This window comes from Rathayibacter sp. AY1E8 (genome assembly GCF_002931415.1).
Lineage (GTDB): Bacteria > Actinomycetota > Actinomycetes > Actinomycetales > Microbacteriaceae > Rathayibacter.
The window spans coordinates 19,744-40,299 of the sequence record NZ_PSVI01000013.1 but is presented as its reverse complement, the minus strand read 5'-3'; the positions used below and the strand labels follow the sequence as shown (position 1 = coordinate 40,299).

Here is a 20,556-nt window from a genome sequence, read left to right as displayed (position 1 = left end):
TCCGGCGGGAGCCCACTCCACACATCCCACAGATTGAGACCCGCGAGGGTCTACGGAGGTTCCTTCCTTGGCTGCTGCGTCCACCGCGACCACCACCTCACCCAAGAACGGACGCGGAGCTTCGCGTCTCTCGTTCGCCAAGATCAGCGACACCCTGACCGTTCCGGATCTGCTCGCGCTGCAGACCGAGAGCTTCGACTGGCTCGTCGGCTCGGAGGCGTGGAAGACCCGCGTCGCCGAGGCGAAGGCCGCCGGCCGGGAGGACCTCCCCGCCAACTCCGGCCTCGACGAGATCTTCGAGGAGATCTCCCCGATCGAGGACCTCAGCGAGACGATGCAGCTGAGCTTCACGAACCCGTACCTCGAGCCCGAGAAGTACACGATCGAGGAGTGCAAGGAGCGCGGCAAGACCTACGCCGCTCCGCTGTACGTCGAGGCCGAGTTCATGAACCACCTCACGGGTGAGATCAAGACCCAGACGGTCTTCATGGGCGACTTCCCGCTGATGACCGAGAAGGGCACGTTCATCATCAACGGCACCGAGCGTGTCGTCGTGTCCCAGCTCGTGCGCAGCCCCGGCGTCTACTTCGAGCGCCAGCAGGAGAAGACGTCCGACAAGGACATCTACTCCGCCCGCGTCATCCCGAGCCGCGGCGCCTGGCTCGAGTTCGAGATCGACAAGCGCGACCAGGTCGGCGTGCGCATCGACCGCAAGCGCAAGCAGTCGGTCACCGTGTTCCTCAAGGCCCTCGGCCTGACGAGCGAGGAGATCCTCGAGCAGTTCGCCGGCTACGAGTCGATCGAGCTGACCCTCGAGAAGGACAACATCCTCACCAAGGAGGACGCCCTCCGCGACATCTACCGCAAGCTCCGTCCGGGCGAGCAGGTCGCCGCCGAGGCCGCCCGCGCGCTGCTGGACAACTTCTACTTCAACTCCAAGCGCTACGACCTCGCGAAGGTCGGCCGCTACAAGATCAACCGCAAGCTCGGCATCGACAAGGCGCTGTCCGACTCGGTGCTCACGGTCGAGGACATCATCGCGACCATCAAGTACCTGGTCGCCCTGCACGACGGTCGCACCGCCCTCCCCGGCGTGCGCGACGGCGAGCCGGTCGAGCTGCGTCTCGACGTCGACGACATCGACCACTTCGGCAACCGCCGCATCCGCGCGGTCGGCGAGCTGATCCAGAACCAGGTCCGCACCGGACTGTCCCGCATGGAGCGCGTCGTCCGCGAGCGCATGACCACGCAGGACATCGAGGCGATCACCCCGCAGACCCTGATCAACGTGCGCCCCGTCGTCGCCGCGATCAAGGAGTTCTTCGGCACCAGCCAGCTGTCGCAGTTCATGGACCAGAACAACCCGCTCGCGGGTCTGACCCACAAGCGCCGCCTGTCGGCGCTCGGCCCCGGCGGACTCTCCCGCGAGCGCGCCGGCGTCGAGGTCCGCGACGTCCACCCCTCGCACTACGGCCGCATGTGCCCGATCGAGACCCCGGAAGGCCCGAACATCGGCCTGATCGGATCGCTCGCGTCCTTCGCGCGCATCAACTCGTTCGGCTTCATCGAGACCCCGTACCGCAAGGTCGTCGACGGCACCGTCACCTCGCAGATCGACTACCTCACCGCGTCCGAGGAGGACGAGTACCTGGTCGCCCAGGCGAACGCCCCCCTCACGAAGGACTTCCGCTTCGCGGAGGGCAAGGTCCTGGTCCGCCCCAAGGGCGGAGAGGTCGAGCTCGTCGACGCCGAGCGCGTCCACTACATGGACGTCTCGCCGCGCCAGATGGTCTCGGTCGCGACCTCGCTGATCCCGTTCCTCGAGCACGACGACGCGAACCGCGCGCTCATGGGCGCGAACATGCAGCGTCAGGCCGTCCCGCTGCTGCGCAGCGAGTCGCCCGTCGTCGGAACCGGCATGGAGGGCTTCGCGGCCATCGACGCCGGCGACGTCATCACCGCCGACAAGGCCGGTGTCGTCCAGGAGGTCTCCGCCGACTCCGTCACCGTCCAGCTGGACGAGGGCGGCACGCAGACCTACTTCCTCCGCAAGTTCGACCGCTCCAACCAGGGCACCTCGTACAACAACCGCGTGGTCGTCTCGGCCGGCGAGCGCATCGAGGTCGGCGAGGTCGTCGCCGACGGCCCCGCCACCGAGAACGGCGAGCTCGCGCTGGGCAAGAACCTGCTCGTCGCGTTCATGCCGTGGGAGGGCCACAACTTCGAGGACGCGATCATCCTCAGCCAGAACCTGGTGAAGGACGACGTCCTCTCCTCGATCCACATCGAGGAGTACGAGGTCGACGCCCGCGACACCAAGCTCGGCAAGGAGGAGATCACCCGCGACCTCCCCAACGTCAGCCCGGAGCTCCTGGCCGACCTGGACGAGCGCGGCATCATCCGCATCGGCGCCGAGGTCCGCCCCGGCGACATCCTCGTCGGCAAGGTCACGCCCAAGGGCGAGACCGAGCTCTCGGCCGAGGAGCGCCTGCTCCGCGCGATCTTCAACGAGAAGAGCCGCGAGGTCCGCGACACGTCGCTGAAGGTGCCCCACGGCGAGCAGGGCACGATCATCGGCGTCAAGGTGTTCGACGCGCAGGACGGCGACGACGAGCTCGGCTCGGGCGTCAACCAGCGCGTGGTCGTCTACATCGCCCAGAAGCGCAAGATCACCGAGGGCGACAAGCTCGCCGGCCGCCACGGCAACAAGGGCGTCATCTCGAAGATCCTGCCGGTCGAGGACATGCCGTTCCTCGCCGACGGCACCCCGGTCGACATCGTCCTCAACCCGCTCGGCGTCCCCGGCCGCATGAACTTCGGCCAGGTCCTCGAGATCCACCTCGGGTGGATCGCGAAGCAGGGCTGGAAGGTCGAGGGTCAGCCGGAGTGGGCCGCGCGCCTGCCCGAGCACGCCCGCGAGGCGGCGCCCGGCACCAAGGTCGCGACCCCCGTCTTCGACGGTGCGGCGGAGGAGGAGCTCGCAGGGCTCCTCGACTCCACCACCCCGACGCGCGACGGAGAGCGCCTGATCGGCTCGTCCGGCAAGACGCAGCTGTTCGACGGCCGCTCCGGGGAGCCCTTCCCGGACCCGGTCTCGGTCGGCTACATGTACATCCTGAAGCTGCACCACCTCGTCGACGACAAGATCCACGCGCGCTCGACGGGCCCGTACTCGATGATCACCCAGCAGCCGCTCGGTGGTAAGGCGCAGTTCGGCGGACAGCGCTTCGGCGAGATGGAGGTGTGGGCCCTCGAGGCCTACGGCGCCGCCTACGCCCTCCAGGAGCTCCTCACCATCAAGTCGGACGACATCCTCGGCCGCGTGAAGGTGTACGAGGCCATCGTCAAGGGCGAGAACATCCAGGAGCCCGGCATCCCGGAGTCCTTCAAGGTCCTCATCAAGGAGATGCAGTCCCTGTGCCTGAACGTCGAGGTCCTCTCGGCCGACGGCACCGCGGTCAGCCTGCGCGACACCGATGACGAGGTCTACCGCGCCGCGGAAGAGCTCGGCATCAACATCTCCTCCCGGTTCGAGTCGTCCTCCGTCGACGACATCTGATCCGCGCCAGCATCTGACGACCTCCCGTCTCTGACGAGACACCCTGTTTTCCGACAAGGAGAAAACATTGCTCGACGTAACCACTTTCGATGAGCTGCGCATCGGCCTCGCAACGGCCGATGACATCCGTCGCTGGTCGCACGGTGAAGTGAAGAAGCCCGAGACCATCAACTACCGCACCCTGAAGCCCGAGAAGGACGGCCTGTTCGGCGAGCAGATCTTCGGACCCTCTCGCGACTGGGAGTGCTCCTGCGGCAAGTACAAGCGAGTCCGCTTCAAGGGCATCGTCTGCGAGCGCTGCGGCGTCGAGGTCACCAAGTCCTCGGTCCGCCGCGAGCGGATGGGCCACATCGAGCTCGCCGCCCCCGTCACCCACATCTGGTACTTCAAGGGCGTCCCCTCGCGCCTCGGATACCTGCTGGACATGGCGCCCAAGGACCTCGAGAAGGTCATCTACTTCGCGGCGTACATGATCATCGACGTGGACGACGACGGCCGTCACGCCGACATGCCCGGGCTCGAGAACGAGCTCCGGCTCGAGATCAAGACCCTCTCGGACCAGCGCGACTCCCGCATCGCGGACCGCCTGGCGCGCCTGGAGACCGACCTCGCCGCCCTGGAGGCGGAGGGCGCCAAGAGCGACCAGAAGCGCCGCACCAAGGACGGCGCCGAGAAGGAGATGGGCCAGATCCGCAAGTCCTTCGACGAGGACATCGCGCGGCTCGAGAGCGTGTGGGAGCAGTTCCGCACCCTCAAGGTCGGCGACCTCAAGCCCGAGGACGCGGTCTTCAACGAGCTCGTCGACCGGTACGGCGTCTACTTCGAGGCCTACATGGGCGCCGAGGCGATCAAGAAGCGCCTCGAGCAGTTCGACCTCCAGGCCGAGGCCGAGACGCTGCACCTGCAGATCGCCGAGGGCAAGGGTCAGAAGAAGATCCGCGCCATCAAGCGCCTGCGCGTCGTCAACTCGTTCCTCGCCACCGGCAACTCGCCGGCCGCGATGGTCCTCGACGTCGTCCCGGTCATCCCGCCGGAGCTGCGCCCGATGGTGCAGCTCGACGGAGGCCGGTTCGCGACCAGCGACCTGAACGACCTCTACCGTCGCGTGATCAACCGCAACAACCGACTCCGCCGCCTGCTCGACCTCGGTGCCCCCGAGATCATCGTGAACAACGAGAAGCGCATGCTCCAGGAGGCGGTCGACGCCCTCTTCGACAACGGCCGCCGCGGCCGCCCCGTCACCGGAACCGGCAACCGCGCCCTCAAGTCCCTGAGCGACATGCTCAAGGGAAAGCAGGGTCGCTTCCGCCAGAACCTGCTGGGCAAGCGCGTCGACTACTCGGGCCGCTCGGTCATCATCGTCGGCCCGCAGCTCAAGCTGCACCAGTGCGGTCTGCCCAAGCAGATGGCGCTGGAGCTGTTCAAGCCGTTCGTGATCAAGCGCCTGATCGACCTGTCGCACGCGCAGAACATCAAGGCCGCCAAGCGCATGGTGGAGCGCTCGCGCCCGCAGGTGTGGGACGTGCTCGAGGAGATCATCCGCGAGCGCCCCGTCCTGCTGAACCGCGCGCCCACGCTGCACCGTCTCGGCATCCAGGCCTTCGAGCCCCAGCTGGTCGAGGGCAAGGCGATCCAGCTGCACCCGCTCGTCTGCGCCGCGTTCAACGCGGACTTCGACGGCGACCAGATGGCTGTCCACCTGCCGCTGTCCGTCGAGGCCCAGGCCGAGGCGCGCATCCTGATGCTCGCGTCGAACAACATCCTCAAGCCCTCGGACGGCCGTCCGGTCACCCTGCCCACGCAGGACATGATCATCGGCCTCCACCACCTGACGACGATCCGCGAGGGCGCCGCCGGCGAGGGCCGCGCGTTCTCCTCCGTCTCGGAGGCGATCCTCGCGAAGGACCAGGGCTCGCTGCACCTGAACTCGAAGGTCAGGATCCGCATGTCGGACGTGTACTTCGCGCAGGGTCAGGCACCCGAGGGCGTCGAGATCGACGAGAACGGCAAGGTCACCGCGCCGGTCCTCCTCGAGACCACGCTCGGCCGCGCCCTCTTCAACGAGGCGCTGCCGGTCGACTACCCCTACTTCGAGCAGGTCGCCGACAAGACGACCATCTCCGGGATCGTCAACGACCTCGCGGAGCGCTACCCGAAGGTGGAGGTCGCCGCCTCCCTCGACCGGATCAAGGACGCCGGCTTCTACTGGGCCACCCGCTCGGGTGTCACCGTGGCGCTGTCCGACATCCTCACGCCTCCGTCGAAGCCCGAGATCATCGCGGGCTACGAGAAGAAGGCTGCGAAGGTCGAGTCCGAGTACGACAAGGGTCTGACCACTCAGGCCGAGCGCCGCCAGGAGCTCGTGAAGATCTGGACCGAGGCGACCGACGAGGTCGCCAAGGCCATGCGCGCGAACTTCCCGACGGACAACACCATCAACCGCATGGTCACCTCCGGTGCCCGCGGCAACTGGCTGCAGGTGCGCAACATCGCCGGCATGCGAGGCCTGGTGAACAACCCGAAGGGCGAGATCATCGCCCGACCGATCATCTCCTCGTACCGCGAGGGCCTGTCGGTCGCCGAGTACTTCATCGCCACGCACGGTGCCCGCAAGGGCCTGGCCGACACCGCGCTCCGCACCGCGGACTCGGGCTACCTGACGCGTCGACTCGTCGACGTCTCGCAGGACGTCATCATCCGCGAGGAGGACTGCGGCACCTCGAAGGGCCTCGACCTGCCGATCATGCTCCAGGACGCCACCGGCGCCTGGATCAAGGACTCCAACGTCGAGAACTCCGTCTACGCCCGTTCGCTCGCCACCCCGGCGTCGAACGAGGCCGGCGAGCTCGTCGCCGAGGCCGGCGAGGACGTGGGCGACGTGCTCATCGAGAAGCTGGTCGGAGCGGGCGTGCGCCACATCAAGGTGCGCTCCGTCCTGACCTGCGAGTCCGCCGTCGGCGTCTGCGCGGCCTGCTACGGCCGCTCGCTCGCCACCGGCAAGCTCGTCGACATCGGAGAGGCCGTCGGCATCATCGCGGCCCAGTCGATCGGCGAGCCCGGCACGCAGCTCACGATGCGCACCTTCCACACCGGTGGATCGGCCTCGGCCGACGACATCACGCAGGGTCTTCCCCGCGTGCAGGAGCTCTTCGAGGCCCGCACCCCCAAGGGCGCGTCGCCGATCGCGGAGGCCGCCGGCCGGATCACCATCGAGGACACCGACCGTGCCCGCCGCGTCATCCTCCAGCCGGACAACGGCGACGAGGCGGTCATCTACCCGGTGCTCAAGCGCTCGCAGCTCCTCATCGAGGACGGCCAGCACGTCGAGCTCGGGCAGCAGCTGCACGTCGGAACGGTCGACCCCAAGGAGGTCCTGCGCGTGCTGGGCGTCCGCGAGGTCCAGAAGCACCTGGTGGGCGGCGTCCAGGGCGTCTACCGCTCGCAGGGTGTGCCGATCCACGACAAGCACATCGAGGTCATCGTGCGTCAGATGCTCCGCAAGGTCACCGTGGTCGACCACGGCGACACGGAGCTGCTGCCGGGCGAGCTCGTCGACCGCTCGCGCTACAGCGAGGTCAACCGTGCGGCTCTGACCGAGGGCAAGCGGACCGCGTCCGCCCGCCAGGAGGTCATGGGCATCACCAAGGCCTCGCTCGCGACCGAGTCGTGGCTGTCGGCCGCGTCCTTCCAGGAGACCACCCGCGTCCTGACGCAGGCGGCCATGGAGGGCAAGCGCGACCCGCTGATGGGCCTGAAGGAGAACGTGATCATCGGAAAGCTGATCCCGGCGGGAACCGGTCTGCCCAAGTACCGGAACGTGTCGGTCGAGGCGACCGAGGAGGCGAAGGCCGAGCGGTACCCCAACCGCATCTTCGCCGACGACGCCGCGTTCAGCGACGCCGACCTCTCGTTCGTCGACTTCGACTCGTTCTCGAGCGACGGCTACGAGCCGGGCAACTACAGCTGATCCAGGTGAGCTGAACGATCGAAGGCCCCGTCGGGACACCGGCGGGGCCTTCGTCGTCCCCGACCCGCGGTCACCCGCACGGGGGGCCGCCCGTTCGCGACGAGCGGCCTTCCCCGCAGGAGCGGGGTGATTGACTCGATGGGTGCTCGTCGGGTCGAGCCTGTACCCGTTCCCCGTCCTGGTCGCGGCACGTGAGGAAACGCGCGGATGAGACTCGTGATCGTCGTGCTGGCCGCACTGCTCGTGGTGGTCGGCGTCGTCGTGGTGCCCGCGGGGCGGGCGGAGGCGGCAGAGGCGGTCGCACCCTCGTCCTGCGGCGTCGCGGAGCTGGCTCCCGTGCTCGCGGGCGACGACGTCCGGCCGCGCTCCGCCGCCGCGCTGGTCCCCATCGTGATGCTGCACGGCTGGCTGGGCACGGCGACGCACGACGCCGACCGCACAGGGGCCTTCTCCCATCTCGTCGACATGGTGTCGTCGGAGTCGGCGACCGCTCCGCTCGACGCTCCCGAGCCGTCCCTCCTCGGCCGGCTGCAGCAGATCGACGGCGCCGCGGTCTACACCTTCGACTACCGCCGGCTCGCCGCGCGCTGGGTCACCGACCCGGGGATCAGCGACGCGCTCGCCTCCTCGATCGCCTGCCTCGTCTCCGCGACCGGGCACCGCGCCGTCGTCGTCGCGCACTCGATGGGAGGGCTCGCCGCCCGCCAGGCGCTGAGCGGCTCGGTCGACGGGACCGCCGTCGCCTCGATGGTCTCGTCCGTCCTCACCTTCGGCACCCCGAACACGGGATCCGACGTCGCGGAGCGCCTCGGACGAATGGTCGACGACTCCGGCCAGGTCAGCCCCGCGGTGATCGCAGGACTGGACCCGCAGAGCCGGCTGAGCGTCTCGGCGATGCTCGCCTCCTGCGGGGACGCCGTCTCGGAGGACGCCGAGCACGCGGGGGAGTGCACGGGAGTGCCGATGATCGACGCCCTCGCCTCGGCGGCGGGCAAGGGCCTGCGGACGGGATCGACCGAGCTCGGCTCCCTGCCGCCCTGGCCCGCCGGCGTGCACGTGACGGCACTGGTGGGTGACATCCAGGTGACCGCCGCGGTGGCGCTCGGCCTCGCCACCGCGCCGGTCGACCTCGGCGACATCATGGTCGCGACCGGATCGGCGACGGCCGGAGTCGACGACTACGTGGTCTCGACCTGCCGCTACACCTACCTCGCCGCGGCGGACGTGCCGTCCCTCGTCGCCGAGCTCTCGCCGTTCGCGCGGCTCGGCGATGCTCTGCGCTTCGCGAAGCTCGTGGTCGACGTCGACGCGAGCCCGTGCCACCACGCGCGGCTGACCCGGAACGTCGACCTCGTCGAGCACGCCACCGGCGTCGTGTCGGACGTCGTCACGGGCGAGCTGTCCGCTCCGCACGCCTCTCGAGCGCAGACCGCGGGGAGGGCGCTCCCGGCGGCGGAGGAGTCCCGGAGGCGGTCCTCGTGACCGGTCGGCGGACACCGCCGAGGAGACACCATGTCGCGTCAGTTGACGGACGTCTGTCGGGAAGCATACGGTCGGACCGGCCCATGGGGAGGCCGCCTGGGGGACAGGCAGCGCGGCCCGCGCGGCACCCGAGCCGCATGCGCGGGCCGCGCCCGTCCCGATCTCCTCTCACGTTCCGCGCTCCCTCCGGGTACGCTCGGCTGGACAGTAGATGTCGGAGGCTGCTCAGTGCATCCCGGCGCCGGAGGCCTGATGAGCGACGACCCCCTCGATGCGGAGGAGCCGGCGCGTCCTCCCCGCCTGACCCGCGAGCAGGTCCGCACCCGCCTGCTGGACGCCGCTCTCGCGGTCGTCCGCGCCGAGGGCCTGCGCGTCGGAGTCGCCCACCTGCCCCTCGAGGACGTCATCCGCTCGGCGGGTGTTCCGCGTAGCACCGTGTACCGGATCTGGCCCACTCGCCAGTCGTTCTACGACGAGCTGATCGCCGCGATCCCGGAGCGGGTCCTCGCCACCCGCCTCGACCAGCCGTCCCTGCGGGCCGGGAACTCCCACCTCCACCGAAGCCTCGACCCCGAGCCGACCCCGGCGCAGCGCCGCGAGGCCCTGATCGCCTCCGTCCGGGTCGCCGTCGACGCGAACGTCGACAACATCTTCTCGTCGCAGCACTGGCGCAACTTCATCGCTCTCGCCGGCGCGGTGGGCTCGCACGAGGAGCCGGCGCGGACCGCCATCGGATCCGCTCTGCGGTCCCGCCAGCTGCACTTCATCGACAACATGGCGAAGTACTACGAGCACACCCTCGCCGAGGCGGGGCTCCGGCTGCGCCCGGACCGCGGCGCCGCCGCTCTCGCCTCCGCCGTCTCGGCCCTGATCGAGGGTCTGTGCATCGCGCGGATCGCGGCACCGGAGCTGGTGACCGGCCCGCTCGACCCGGCCGATCCCGAGGGGCCGTCACTGGCGGTGGTGTCGGTGCTGCTGCTGATCGACGGGTTCACCGAACCGGACGAGTGATCCGGGTCGCGGGGTCCGCTCAGTCCTCCGCGACCGGCTCCAGCATCCCGTCGACGATCGAGCGGATCGTCCAGGCCGCCAGGGTCCACTCGACCGGCTCGCCGTCGAGGCCGGGGGCGGTCACCGGAGCGTCGAGGTCGTCGTCGAGGAGCCGGCCGCGGTGGGCGAGCCCGTCGATCACGATCGCGGTGAGGTGGGCGAGCTGGAGCGTCGTGAATCCCGGGCGCATCGTCCCGCCGAAGACCTGCAGCGTCTCCTCGTAGAAGTCGCGCATCCGGCGCGTGAGCATGCCCTCGATCCGCTTCGCCGTGGCGCGCACGGCGTCGCGTGCAGGCCCCTCCTCCATCGAGAAGGTGCAGGCGAGCAGCGCGTTGTACGACGACCAGTCGGCGGAGCGGCGGAGCGATTCGGCATTGGCCCGCGCGCCGATGCGGATGGTCTCCCAGGCGACCCGGCGGCGGCCGGCGGCCGTGGAGAGCAGATCGGTGGAGCGCTCGTAGACTTCGCGCATCTCCTGCTGGGCCTCGGGATCGGCGCCCTCCGCGTACCGGTCCCGCACGAAGACCTCGCCGACCAGGTCGGCCACGAACTCCTCGCGCGTGCTCCAGATCCGGTAGACGGAGCTGCGCGGCACGCCGGCCAGGCGGATGTACTCCTCCATGGGCAGGTGCGCGAAGCTCACCGTGAGGCCGTGGTTCGAGACGACGTCGCGCGCCGTGGCGATCATGCGGCTGCGGACCTGCTCCGCGGGGATCCTCCGGGCCCGCCGGGAGCCCTCTGCGCTGTCGTCCATGGAGAGGGACACTAGCCGGAGACGGTGCCGCGGGTGGTCCTCCACGCGCTCCGTGAGCCGACCCGGAGTGCTCTGGGGCGTCCTCCCACTGAGACGGAATGTCCCATCACGTGCACGACGACGTCGCGGACCGCTACGGTGCAGCCGGGGCGGACCCGAACCTGCCCCTGCTAGGGGACCCCCGTGACCGGATTCGATCGGTTCACGCTGGCCGTCGTCGACGGACCAGCGATCGAGCGTGCCGCGCTGCAGGCGCTGCTCGCGCAGCTGCTGCCGCAGTTCTCGCACGACGAGGAGGGCGTCGACCGCATCGCGGTCCTCGACCTGGACGGCGTGCCCGGCGAGGAGGTGGCCGACGCCCTCGAGCGTGCGGCGGCTTGGACCGTCGGCCTCGTCGTGCTCTCCTCCTCCGACTCCCTGGAGCCGGTGCGGGCCGTGCTGCGACGGGAGAGAGCGGCGTACGTCTGGAAGGGCGACGACCCCAGCGAGCTCGCGGCGGCGGTCGTCTCGGTCGCCTCCGGCCGCACCTGGATCTCGGACACCGCCCGCCACCGGCTCGTGCACGGGCGCGAGGAGCGCCGCCCGGTGCTGAGCCCGCAGGAGAGCCGGGTGATGCGCGCCTACGGAGCGGGTGCCGCGGTCCGCACCGTCGCGGTCGACCTCAGCGTCGCCGAGCACACCGTCCGCACCTACATCAAGCGGATCCGCGCCAAGTACCTCGAGACCGGCGTCACTCTCGACTCACGGGTCGACTTCTACCGCCACCTCGGCGACCACGACGTCGCCATCCGCCGCGGCGGAGACCGGGTGCGGGCCGGCGCGCAGCAGGCGGCCGGCGACGTCGTCGGCGAGCGCCGAGCCTGAGGCGAGCAGGATCGCGTTCCCGCCGGTGCGCCCCTCGACGAAGGCCGTCGATCCGACCGCTGCGGTGACCGGGAGCAGCTCCCGGACGACCCCGCGCAGGCGGTCCAGCCTCCGGTGGTCGGCGTCGTCGGCGACGTTGACCGCGAGGAGCCCGTCGGCGCCGACGCGGGCGGCGAGCGGAGCGAGGACGGACGCGCGGTAGAACGCCTCCGGGATCTCGTCCCCGTCGTAGACGTCGAGCACGACGAGGTCGGCGCTCCAGGGCGGCAGGGGCCCTGCGGCGTCGGCCGTGAGGAACCGGACGCGCGCGCCGCGGGGGAGCGGCGCGTGCTCGAGCACGAACTCCACGAGTCCCGCCGCGCTCTCCACCGCGAGCTGCTCGGAGCCCGGCCGGGTCGCGGCGACGTACCGGGCCAGGGCCAGGGCTCCGGCTCCGAGGTGCAGCACGCGCAGCGGCTCGCCGGGCGGGGCGGCGGCGTCGACCACCGCGCCGAGGCGCGCGAGGTACTCGAGGTGCAGAGCCCGGGGATCGCCCGGATCGATCAGCGACTGCTCCGCGCCGTCGACCGTGAGCAGCAGCGCCTCCGGCCGCACGGGATCCGGCCCCAGCACGGCTGTGCGGCCTCCCGGCAGCAGGAGGGACGGAGGCATCCCGTCACGCTAGCGCTCCTCGCGCGATCCGCCCCGCCGCCGCTACGGTGACAGGCATGGCCGCCCTGATCCTGCTCGACGTCGACGGCGTCCTGAACCCCTCCGTCCGCAGCGATCGCGCCTCGGGCTCGCACCGCCTGGAGCTCGAGCCGGAGCGGGCGGCGCTCGTCGCCCGCCTGGCCGCGGTCGGCACGATCGTGTGGGCCACGACCTGGCCGCCGCGCTTGACGCGGGTCCTCGCCCAGGACCTCGGGCTGCCGGCGGGCACGGAGGCGATCGTCTTCGACGGCGGCCTCCCGCGCGACCCGCGGTTCCCGGGCCGGACGGGCAAGCTCCAGCCCGTCGCGGTGTGGCTGGAGGCGGCCGCCGAGCGCGGCGCGATCGACGCCGTGGTGTGGATCGACGACAACCTCCACGAGGACGCCTACGACTGGGCCCGCGAGCAGAGCACCCCCTTCCACCTGGTGCGTCCGGAGTCGGCGACGGGCCTCACGAGCGACGAGGTCGCCGGTGCCGAGCACTTCCTGGCCGGACTCCCGGCGTCACACGGCGACATCCGGGAATAGGGCCGCCCCCTCCACTGGTTATCGTCACTCCGGGCGGTTCCGCCGAGCAGCGGTCCGCCCCGGGACGACCCGTCCCCTCGTCGATCCCCGCGCCGCATCCGGCGCAGCGGGACCGCCACGACTCCGTGATGCACCGAAGGACAACACCGTGACCCTCTCCGCCCGCACCTCCCTGCGCGTCCTGCTCGGCACGACCGCCGCCGCCGCCGCCCTGGTCCTCGCCGGCTGCGCGCCCGCCTCGACCGACGACGTGGTCTCCGGCTCGAGCGGCGAGGGCACTGCCTCCGCGAGCTCCGGCCTGACCCTGGCCGAGGTCGAGGACTCGGGGAAGCTCACCATCGGCACCGAGGGCACCTACCCGCCCTTCTCCTTCCACGCCGACGGCGGGACCGGAGCCCTCACCGGCTACGACGTCGACGTGATCACCGCCGTGGCCGAGAAGCTGGGCGTCGAGCCCGACTTCCAGGAGACGCAGTGGGACGCGATGTTCGCGGGCCTGGACGGAGCGCGCTTCGACGTGATCGCGAACCAGGTCTCGATCAACGACGAGCGCGAGGCGAAGTACGACTTCTCGGAGCCGTACTCGGTCAGCCCCGGCGTCGTGATCGTCCCCTCGAGCGACACCTCGATCACCGACCTCGCCGGCCTCTCCGGCAAGACCACTGCGCAGTCGCTCTCGAGCAACTGGTACACCGTCGCGCAGGAGAACGGCGCCGAGGTCGAGGGCGTCGAGGGCTGGGCGCAGGCCATCGCCCTCGTCGAGCAGGGCCGCGTCGACGCGACCGTGAACGACCGCCTCACCTGGCTCGACTGGTCCACGACCTACCCCGACCAGGCCGCGGGCCTCAAGGTCGCCGTCACCACCGACGACACCTCCGAGAGCGCCTTCACCTTCCCGAAGGGCTCGGACGACCTCGTCGAGGCCGTCGACTCCGCCCTCGACGAGCTGCGCGAGGACGGCACCCTCGCCTCCATCTCCGAGCGCTACTTCGGAGCCGACGTCTCCCAGTAGCCCCACCCCGAGGCGGCTCCTCCCCTTCCGGGAGGGGCCGTCTCGTGCGTGAGCGGCTCCGGCGCGGGGGAGCGGCGGAGCGGCTCAGGCAGCGGGTCCGCCCGCAAGGGCGCCCGCCCCGGCGCGAAGCGTGCCAGCATTCCCCAGGAGGCGGAGACGATCCGCCCCCGACGCCACCACCCGATCGAGCCGACCGCGGATCCTCCCGCGAAGGCGGGAGAACACAATGGACCTCGTCCTCCGGTCGTTCTGGCCGATCCTCTCCGGGGGCATCGTCGGGACGATCCCGCTCGCGCTGGCGAGCTTCGCCATCGGGCTCGTGCTCGCGCTGGCGGTCGCCCTGATGAGGCTCTCCCGGGTGCGGATCCTCTCCTGGATCGCGCGTGCCTACATCTCCGTCATCCGGGGCACGCCGCTCCTGGTGCAGCTGTTCGTGATCTTCTACGGGCTGCCGAGCCTCGGACTGAAGATCGACCCCTGGCCCAGCGCCACCATCGCGTTCGCCCTCAACGTGGGCGGCTACGCGGCGGAGGTGATCCGCGCGGCGATCCTCAGCGTCCCGAAGGGGCAGTGGGAGGCGGCGCACACGATCGGCATGAGCCGCTCGCTCTCGCTGCGGCGCATCATCCTCCCGCAGGCCGCGCGCGTCTCCGTCCCCCCGCTGTCGAACACCTTCATCTCGCTGGTGAAGGACACCTCGCTGGCCTCCCTCATCCTGGTGACCGAGCTCTTCCGGCAGGCGCAGAAGATCGCCACCGCGTCGAGCGAGTTCATGCTCCTCTACCTCGAGGCCGCTCTGATCTACTGGCTCATCTGCCTGGTGCTCTCCAGCGGCCAGGGCCTGCTCGAGAAGCGATTGGACCGCTATGTCGCCCGCTGACACTCCGACCGACGCCCGGCCCGTGCTCACGGCCCGCGGCCTCCGCAAGTCGTTCGGCGGGGTGGAGGTGCTGCGCGGCATCGACCTGGAGGTCCACCGCGGCGAGGTCGTCGCCCTGATCGGGCCGTCCGGCTCGGGCAAGACCACCGTCCTGCGCTCGCTGAACAGCCTCGAGGTGCCGGACGGCGGGGTGGTCGAGCTCGCCGACGGCAGTGTCCTCGACTTCGACCGCGGCGTCGGACGGAAGGCGCTGACCGGGCTGCGCGACCACTCCGCGATGGTCTTCCAGCACTTCAACCTCTTCCCGCACCTGACCGTCCTCCAGAACGTGACGGAGGGGCCGCTGCGAGTGCAGCGCCGTCCCGCGTCCGAGGTGGTCCCGGAGGCGGAGCGCCTGCTCGAGCGCGTCGGCCTCGGCGGCCGGGGGAGCGCCTACCCCTTCGAGCTCTCCGGCGGTCAGCAGCAGCGCGTGGGCATCGTCCGGGCGCTCGCGCTGCGGCCCGATCTGCTCCTCTTCGACGAGCCCACCTCGGCGCTGGACCCGGAGCTGGTCGGCGACGTGCTCTCGCTGATGCGGGAGCTGGCGGGGGAGGGCTGGACCATGCTCGTCGTGACGCACGAGCTCGAGTTCGCCCGGCAGGTGGCCTCGGAGGTCGTCTTCATGGCCGACGGCGTGGTCGTCGAGCGGGGCGCCCCTGCGGAGATCCTCCGGGAGCCGCGCGAGCCGCGCACACGGCAGTTCCTGCACCGCCTCCTCCACCCGCTCGAGTAGACGGTCGGCGCTGTCCCCCGTCGACGGGGAGCCGCGCGGCGCACCGGGCGCGGCGGAAGGCGTGCCTATGCTGTCCGGGTGACCTGGAGCAGCGACGCCGAGACCACGCGGATCCCCTCCGCGACCGAGACGTCCGGCGGAACCGGACCCCAGCCGACCCGGGAGTACGTCTGGCCCGAACCCGTGACGGGTCGGCAGCCGACCGTCGAGCCCGCCGCCCCGGCCGCCGCGGCGTCCGCCCCCAGCGCCCTCGGGCCGGTCGAGGCCGAGCCCGAGCCGGTCCGGCGCTCCGGCAACCGCCTCGCGGGCCTCGCGCTCGCCCTCCTGACGACCGCGGTCTTCGCCGTCCTGTACCTCGTCGCCCTGACGGCGATCCGCCTCCTCGTCGACCGCGTCGGCGGCGACCCGGTCGCCCTCGCGCTCGACGCTGCGCCGACCGCGCTCTTCCTCGCCCCGGTGGCCGCGTTCCTCGTCGGCCTGGCGCTGATCGTGCTGGTCGTGAACCGCGCGGGCTGGTGGGCCTACGTCCTCGGCGGCTTCCTCGTCGCCCTCCTCACGGCCGCGGCCGCGCTGGTCGGCGGCTGGAGCGCCGTCGGACCGCTCGCCCTGCCGATCGACCGCTCCCTCGCGCTCGACTACGTCCGCGATCCCGCCGTCCTCGCGGCGGTCCTCGCCGCCGGCGTCCTCGGCCGGGAGGCGAGCGTCTGGGGCGGCGCCGCGATCGCGGGCCGCGCCCGGGGCGTCAAGCGCCGCAACGCCGAGCGCGAAGCGGCCGCGCAGTCGTGACTCCGGAGGGGCAGGGGCAGGGCCGCGGAGCCGGCCTGGGCTACGGCCTCGCGCTGGCCGGCTTCGCCGCGTTCCTCTACCTCGCCCTGGTCGTCTGCGCGTTCGGGGTCCTCAGCCTCCTGCTGGACCAGGACGTCGTGCCCGAGCGCGACGCCGGTCCGCTGCTGGGGCCGGTGTCGGTGGCGGTCTGCGTCGTCGCCGTGCTGGTCGCGATGGTGACCCTCGCCGCCCGTCCCGCCGTCCACCGCGTCCTCGGCCCGTCGCTGCTGACCGGGGTCGTCGTCTACCTGCTCTTCCTCCTCACCGGCGGAGCGCTCTACGGGCTCGGCCGCCAGGAGCCGGGGGAGATCCTCGGCTGGATCCTCGACCACGCCCCCACTGTCTTCGCGATCGCGACCGGCGTGCTCGCGGCCGCCGTCCAGCTCGTGTTCCTCCTGCTCCTGGCCCGTCGCGACGCCGGCGGCCGCAGCCCCCACTGGGGCTGGGAGGGCGACGAGCGGGAGTGACGGCGGAGTCCTGGCGCGGCTCGTCGCGGCGCTGCGGCATCTCCCAGGGCGAACGCCGCTCGGTTGACCGGCCCCGTCACTCCCCGTAATATTCTTCGGGTGTGCGCTTTGCCGTGCGCTCGTGTCGTGCCTCCGGGTCGATGCGGTCGCCGCACTTCGCTCCACCGGGTCCGCGAGGATCCGCGGGTTCGTCCGATCGGGCGGCCCCCACGGCATACCCCTCACCCTCCCGGTCCCGCTCGCGGGGCCGCGGGGTGCGTCGGGTCCAGATGAACTCGGCCGTTCCCGGAGACGGGAGGGCCGAATGTCGACCATCGATCCGCTGTCACCGTGCAGCATTCAAGGAGCAAAACCAGTGCCAACGATTCAGCAGTTGGTCCGCAAGGGACGCACGCCGAAGGTCACCAAGACCAAGGCGCCCGCCCTGAAGGCCAACCCCCAGCAGCGCGGCGTCTGCACGCGCGTCTACACGACCACGCCCAAGAAGCCGAACTCGGCCCTCCGCAAGGTGGCCCGCGTGAAGCTCTCCAACGGCACCGAGGTCACCGCCTACATCCCCGGCGAGGGCCACAACCTGCAGGAGCACTCGATGGTGCTCGTGCGCGGCGGTCGCGTCAAGGACCTCCCCGGTGTCCGCTACAAGATCGTTCGCGGCGCCCTGGACACCCAGGCCGTCAAGAACCGCAAGCAGGCTCGCAGCCGGTACGGCGCGAAGATGGAGAAGAAGTAATGCCTCGTAAGGGCCCCGCTCCCAAGCGCCCCGTCGTCGCAGACCCCGTCTACGGCGCCCCCATCGTCAGCCAGCTCGTCAACAAGATCCTCCTGGACGGCAAGAAGGGCCTCGCCGAGCGGATCGTCTACGGTGCCCTCGAGGGCGTCGCCGGCAAGAACGGCCAGGACGCGGTCGTCACCCTCAAGAAGGCGCTCGACAACGTCCGCCCGACCCTCGAGGTCCGCAGCCGCCGCGTCGGCGGCTCGACCTACCAGGTCCCGGTCGAGGTCAAGCCCCACCGCGCCAACACCCTCGCGCTCCGCTGGCTCACCAGCTACGCGAAGGCCCGTCGCGAGAAGACGATGACCGAGCGTCTCATGAACGAGATCCTCGACGCGTCGAACGGTCTGGGCGCCGCTGTCAAGCGTCGCGAGGACACCCACAAGATGGCCGAGTCGAACAAGGCCTTCGCGCACTACCGCTGGTAGCGCACCCCGCGGCCGCCTCCGGGCGACCGCGACCACCGGGCCCGCGGCGTCACCGCTGCGGGCCCGGTCCCGGCGGCGGATCGCCCGATCCCCGCGACCGGGCGACCGCCACCACCAGAATCCCAGCCATTCGGCCATGAACCCGGTGCGCTGGCTCCATCACCTATCGGAGGAACTCCGTGGCACAAGATGTGCTCACCGACCTGAACAAGGTCCGCAACATCGGCATCATGGCCCACATCGATGCCGGCAAGACCACCACCACCGAGCGCATCCTGTTCTACACGGGTATCACGCACAAGATCGGCGAGGTCCACGACGGCGCCGCGACGATGGACTGGATGGCGCAGGAGCAGGAGCGCGGCATCACGATCACGTCCGCCGCGACGACCTGCTTCTGGAACAAGAACCAGATCAACATCATCGACACCCCCGGTCACGTCGACTTCACGGTCGAGGTCGAGCGCTCGCTCCGCGTCCTCGACGGCGCCGTCGCCGTCTTCGACGGCAAGGAGGGCGTCGAGCCCCAGTCCGAGACCGTCTGGCGTCAGGCCGACAAGTACGACGTCCCGCGCATCTGCTTCGTCAACAAGATGGACAAGCTCGGCGCCGACTTCTACTACACGGTCGACACGATCATCAAGCGCCTCGGCGCGAAGCCGCTGGTCATCCAGCTGCCCATCGGCGCGGAGTCCTCCTTCGAGGGCGTCGTCGACCTGGTCGAGATGCGCGCGCTCACGTGGCGCGGCGACTCGAAGGGCGACGTCGCGCTCGGCGCGAAGTACGAGATCGAGGAGATCCCGGCCGACCTCGCCGACAAGGCGGCGGAGTACCGCGAGAAGCTCCTCGAGACCGTCGCGGAGACCTCCGACGAGCTGCTCGAGAAGTACTTCGGCGGCGAGGAGCTCACCGTCGCGGAGATCAAGGGCGCCATCCGCAAGATGACCGTCAACTCCGAGATCTACCCGGTGCTCTGCGGCTCGGCGTTCAAGAACCGCGGCGTCCAGCCGATGCTCGACGCTGTCGTGGATTACCTGCCCTCCCCGCTCGACGTCCCCGCCATCGAGGCGCACGACGTCCGCGACGAGGAGAAGGTCATCATGCGCCACGCGGACTCGACCGAGCCCTTCTCGGCGCTCGCGTTCAAGGTCGCCGTGCACCCGTTCTTCGGCCGCCTGACCTACGTCCGCGTCTACTCGGGCAAGCTCGACTCCGGCGCCCAGGTCATCAACTCGACCAAGGGCAAGAAGGAGCGCATCGGCAAGATCTTCCAGATGCACTCCAACAAGGAGAACCCGGTCGACTCGGTCACCGCCGGCCACATCTACGCCGTCATCGGCCTCAAGGACACCACCACCGGTGACACCCTGAGCGACCCGGCCGCGCAGGTCGTGCTCGAGTCGATGACCTTCCCGGAGCCCGTCATCGAGGTCGCCATCGAGCCCAAGACGAAGGCGGACCAGGAGAAGCTCGGCACCGCGATCCAGAAGCTCGCGGAGGAGGACCCCACCTTCCGCACCGAGCAGAACCAGGAGACCGGTCAGACGGTCATCAAGGGAATGGGCGAGCTGCACCTCGACATCCTGGTCGACCGCATGAAGCGCGAGTTCAACGTCGAGGCCAACGTGGGCAAGCCCCAGGTCGCGTACCGCGAGACGATCCGCCGCACGGTCGAGAAGTACGACTACACCCACAAGAAGCAGACGGGTGGCTCCGGCCAGTTCGCGAAGGTCCAGATCACCATCGAGCCGATGGAGGTCGAGGCCGACAAGACCTACGAGTTCGTCAACGGCGTCACCGGTGGCCGCGTCCCGCGCGAGTACATCCCCTCCGTCGACGCGGGCATCCGCGACGCCATGCAGGTCGGCGTGCTCGCCGGCTACCCCATGGTCGGCGTGAAGGCGACCCTGGTCGACGGAGCGGCGCACGACGTCGACTCCTCCGAGATGGCGTTCAAGATCGCCGGCTCGATCGCGTTCAAGGAGGCCTCGCGCAAGGCGCAGCCGGTCCTCCTCGAGCCGCTCATGGCCGTCGAGGTCCGTACTCCCGAGGAGTACATGGGCGACGTCATCGGCGACATCAATTCGCGTCGCGGGATGATCCAGTCGATGGAGGACGCCACCGGCATCAAGGTCATCCGGGCCAACGTCCCGCTGTCCGAGATGTTCGGCTACATCGGAGACCTGCGCTCGAAGACCTCGGGCCGCGCCGTCTACTCGATGACGTTCGAGACCTACGCCGAGGTCCCCAAGGCCGTGGCCGAGGAGATCGTCCAGAAGAACAAGGGCGAGTAGCTCCGCCCCTGGGCCGTCGCCGTTCCCCGGAACGGCGACGGCCTGGTAGTGTCGTGCGGGTTTGCTGCCGAGTGCAGCGCGCCCCCTGTCGCAGCGGGACGGCCGCACGACCACTGCCGGTAACATACGTACACAAAACCCCCGCAAGTCCTCCTGTCCTCGTGCCGCCCCGTGCGGCCGCCCGGATGCGGATGCTTGCACCTAAGTCCTGAG

Annotated in this window: 15 protein-coding genes; 14 read left to right on the top strand and 1 reads right to left on the bottom strand. The window is 70.4% G+C overall.

What is annotated here, in order from left to right; genetic code table 11:
* Positions 1–67: 67 nt before the first annotated feature.
* The 4 genes from rpoB (at position 68) to C5C74_RS05640 (ending at position 10,019) form a co-directional block, all read left to right on the top strand.
* The gene (gene rpoB / locus C5C74_RS05655; RefSeq protein WP_104224581.1) at positions 68–3,559 is read left to right on the top strand and encodes a DNA-directed RNA polymerase subunit beta; all 3,492 of its coding nucleotides are present in this window, start codon (positions 68–70) and stop codon (positions 3,557–3,559) included.
* Positions 3,560–3,626: 67 nt separating this feature from the next.
* A complete protein-coding gene (locus C5C74_RS05650) occupies positions 3,627–7,526 on the top strand; it encodes a DNA-directed RNA polymerase subunit beta' (RefSeq protein ID WP_104224580.1) in 3,900 nt (1,299 codons plus the stop codon).
* 207 nt (positions 7,527–7,733) lie between these two features.
* Positions 7,734–9,008, top strand: coding sequence for a triacylglycerol lipase (locus C5C74_RS05645; RefSeq protein ID WP_104351127.1), 1,275 nt, complete (start codon positions 7,734–7,736; stop codon positions 9,006–9,008).
* A gap of 252 nt (positions 9,009–9,260) precedes the next feature.
* Positions 9,261–10,019, top strand: a complete 759-nt coding sequence (locus C5C74_RS05640) for a TetR/AcrR family transcriptional regulator (protein ID WP_104308450.1) — start codon at positions 9,261–9,263, stop codon at positions 10,017–10,019.
* Between the two features lie 19 nt (positions 10,020–10,038).
* On the opposite strand, the gene C5C74_RS05635 is transcribed toward C5C74_RS05640, so the two are convergent.
* Positions 10,039–10,812, bottom strand: a complete 774-nt coding sequence (locus C5C74_RS05635) for a hypothetical protein (protein ID WP_146076607.1) — start codon at positions 10,810–10,812, stop codon at positions 10,039–10,041.
* 183 nt (positions 10,813–10,995) lie between these two features.
* On the opposite strand from C5C74_RS05635, the gene C5C74_RS05630 reads away from it, so the two are divergent.
* The 10 genes from C5C74_RS05630 (at position 10,996) to fusA (ending at position 20,343) form a co-directional block, all read left to right on the top strand.
* Complete coding sequence (locus tag C5C74_RS05630) at positions 10,996–11,676, top strand: LuxR C-terminal-related transcriptional regulator (protein WP_104247592.1); 681 nt, start codon at positions 10,996–10,998, stop codon at positions 11,674–11,676.
* A 707-nt stretch (positions 11,677–12,383) separates the two neighbouring features.
* Entirely contained in the window at positions 12,384–12,893 is a 510-nt protein-coding gene (locus C5C74_RS05625) for an HAD domain-containing protein (protein WP_104224575.1), read from the top strand.
* 148 nt (positions 12,894–13,041) lie between these two features.
* Positions 13,042–13,905 (top strand): amino acid ABC transporter substrate-binding protein, encoded by an 864-nt coding sequence (locus C5C74_RS05620; RefSeq protein WP_374953121.1) that lies wholly within the window; start codon positions 13,042–13,044, stop codon positions 13,903–13,905.
* Between the two features lie 226 nt (positions 13,906–14,131).
* Entirely contained in the window at positions 14,132–14,785 is a 654-nt protein-coding gene (locus tag C5C74_RS05615; protein WP_104224574.1) for an amino acid ABC transporter permease, read from the top strand.
* Positions 14,772–15,557, top strand: a complete 786-nt coding sequence (locus C5C74_RS05610) for an amino acid ABC transporter ATP-binding protein (protein ID WP_104269386.1) — start codon at positions 14,772–14,774, stop codon at positions 15,555–15,557. Before C5C74_RS05615 ends, C5C74_RS05610 begins: the two co-directional genes overlap by 14 nt.
* Before the next feature lie 78 nt (positions 15,558–15,635).
* Positions 15,636–16,343, top strand: coding sequence for a hypothetical protein (locus tag C5C74_RS17305; RefSeq protein WP_104260912.1), 708 nt, complete (start codon positions 15,636–15,638; stop codon positions 16,341–16,343).
* Positions 16,340–16,849 carry a DUF6121 family protein gene (locus tag C5C74_RS05600; protein WP_104233922.1) on the top strand — a complete coding sequence of 170 codons (510 nt, stop codon included), beginning with the start codon at positions 16,340–16,342 and terminating at the stop codon, positions 16,847–16,849. Before C5C74_RS17305 ends, C5C74_RS05600 begins: the two co-directional genes overlap by 4 nt.
* A gap of 355 nt (positions 16,850–17,204) precedes the next feature.
* Positions 17,205–17,579 carry a 30S ribosomal protein S12 gene (gene rpsL, locus C5C74_RS05595; protein WP_011186743.1) on the top strand — a complete coding sequence of 125 codons (375 nt, stop codon included), beginning with the start codon at positions 17,205–17,207 and terminating at the stop codon, positions 17,577–17,579.
* Positions 17,579–18,049 carry a 30S ribosomal protein S7 gene (gene rpsG, locus C5C74_RS05590; protein ID WP_068251443.1) on the top strand — a complete coding sequence of 157 codons (471 nt, stop codon included), beginning with the start codon at positions 17,579–17,581 and terminating at the stop codon, positions 18,047–18,049. The genes rpsL and rpsG overlap by 1 nt, the downstream gene beginning before the upstream one ends.
* Positions 18,050–18,228: 179 nt before the next feature.
* Positions 18,229–20,343 (top strand): elongation factor G, encoded by a 2,115-nt coding sequence (gene fusA / locus C5C74_RS05585; RefSeq protein WP_104224571.1) that lies wholly within the window; start codon positions 18,229–18,231, stop codon positions 20,341–20,343.
* The last annotated feature ends 213 nt before the right edge of the window (positions 20,344–20,556 follow it).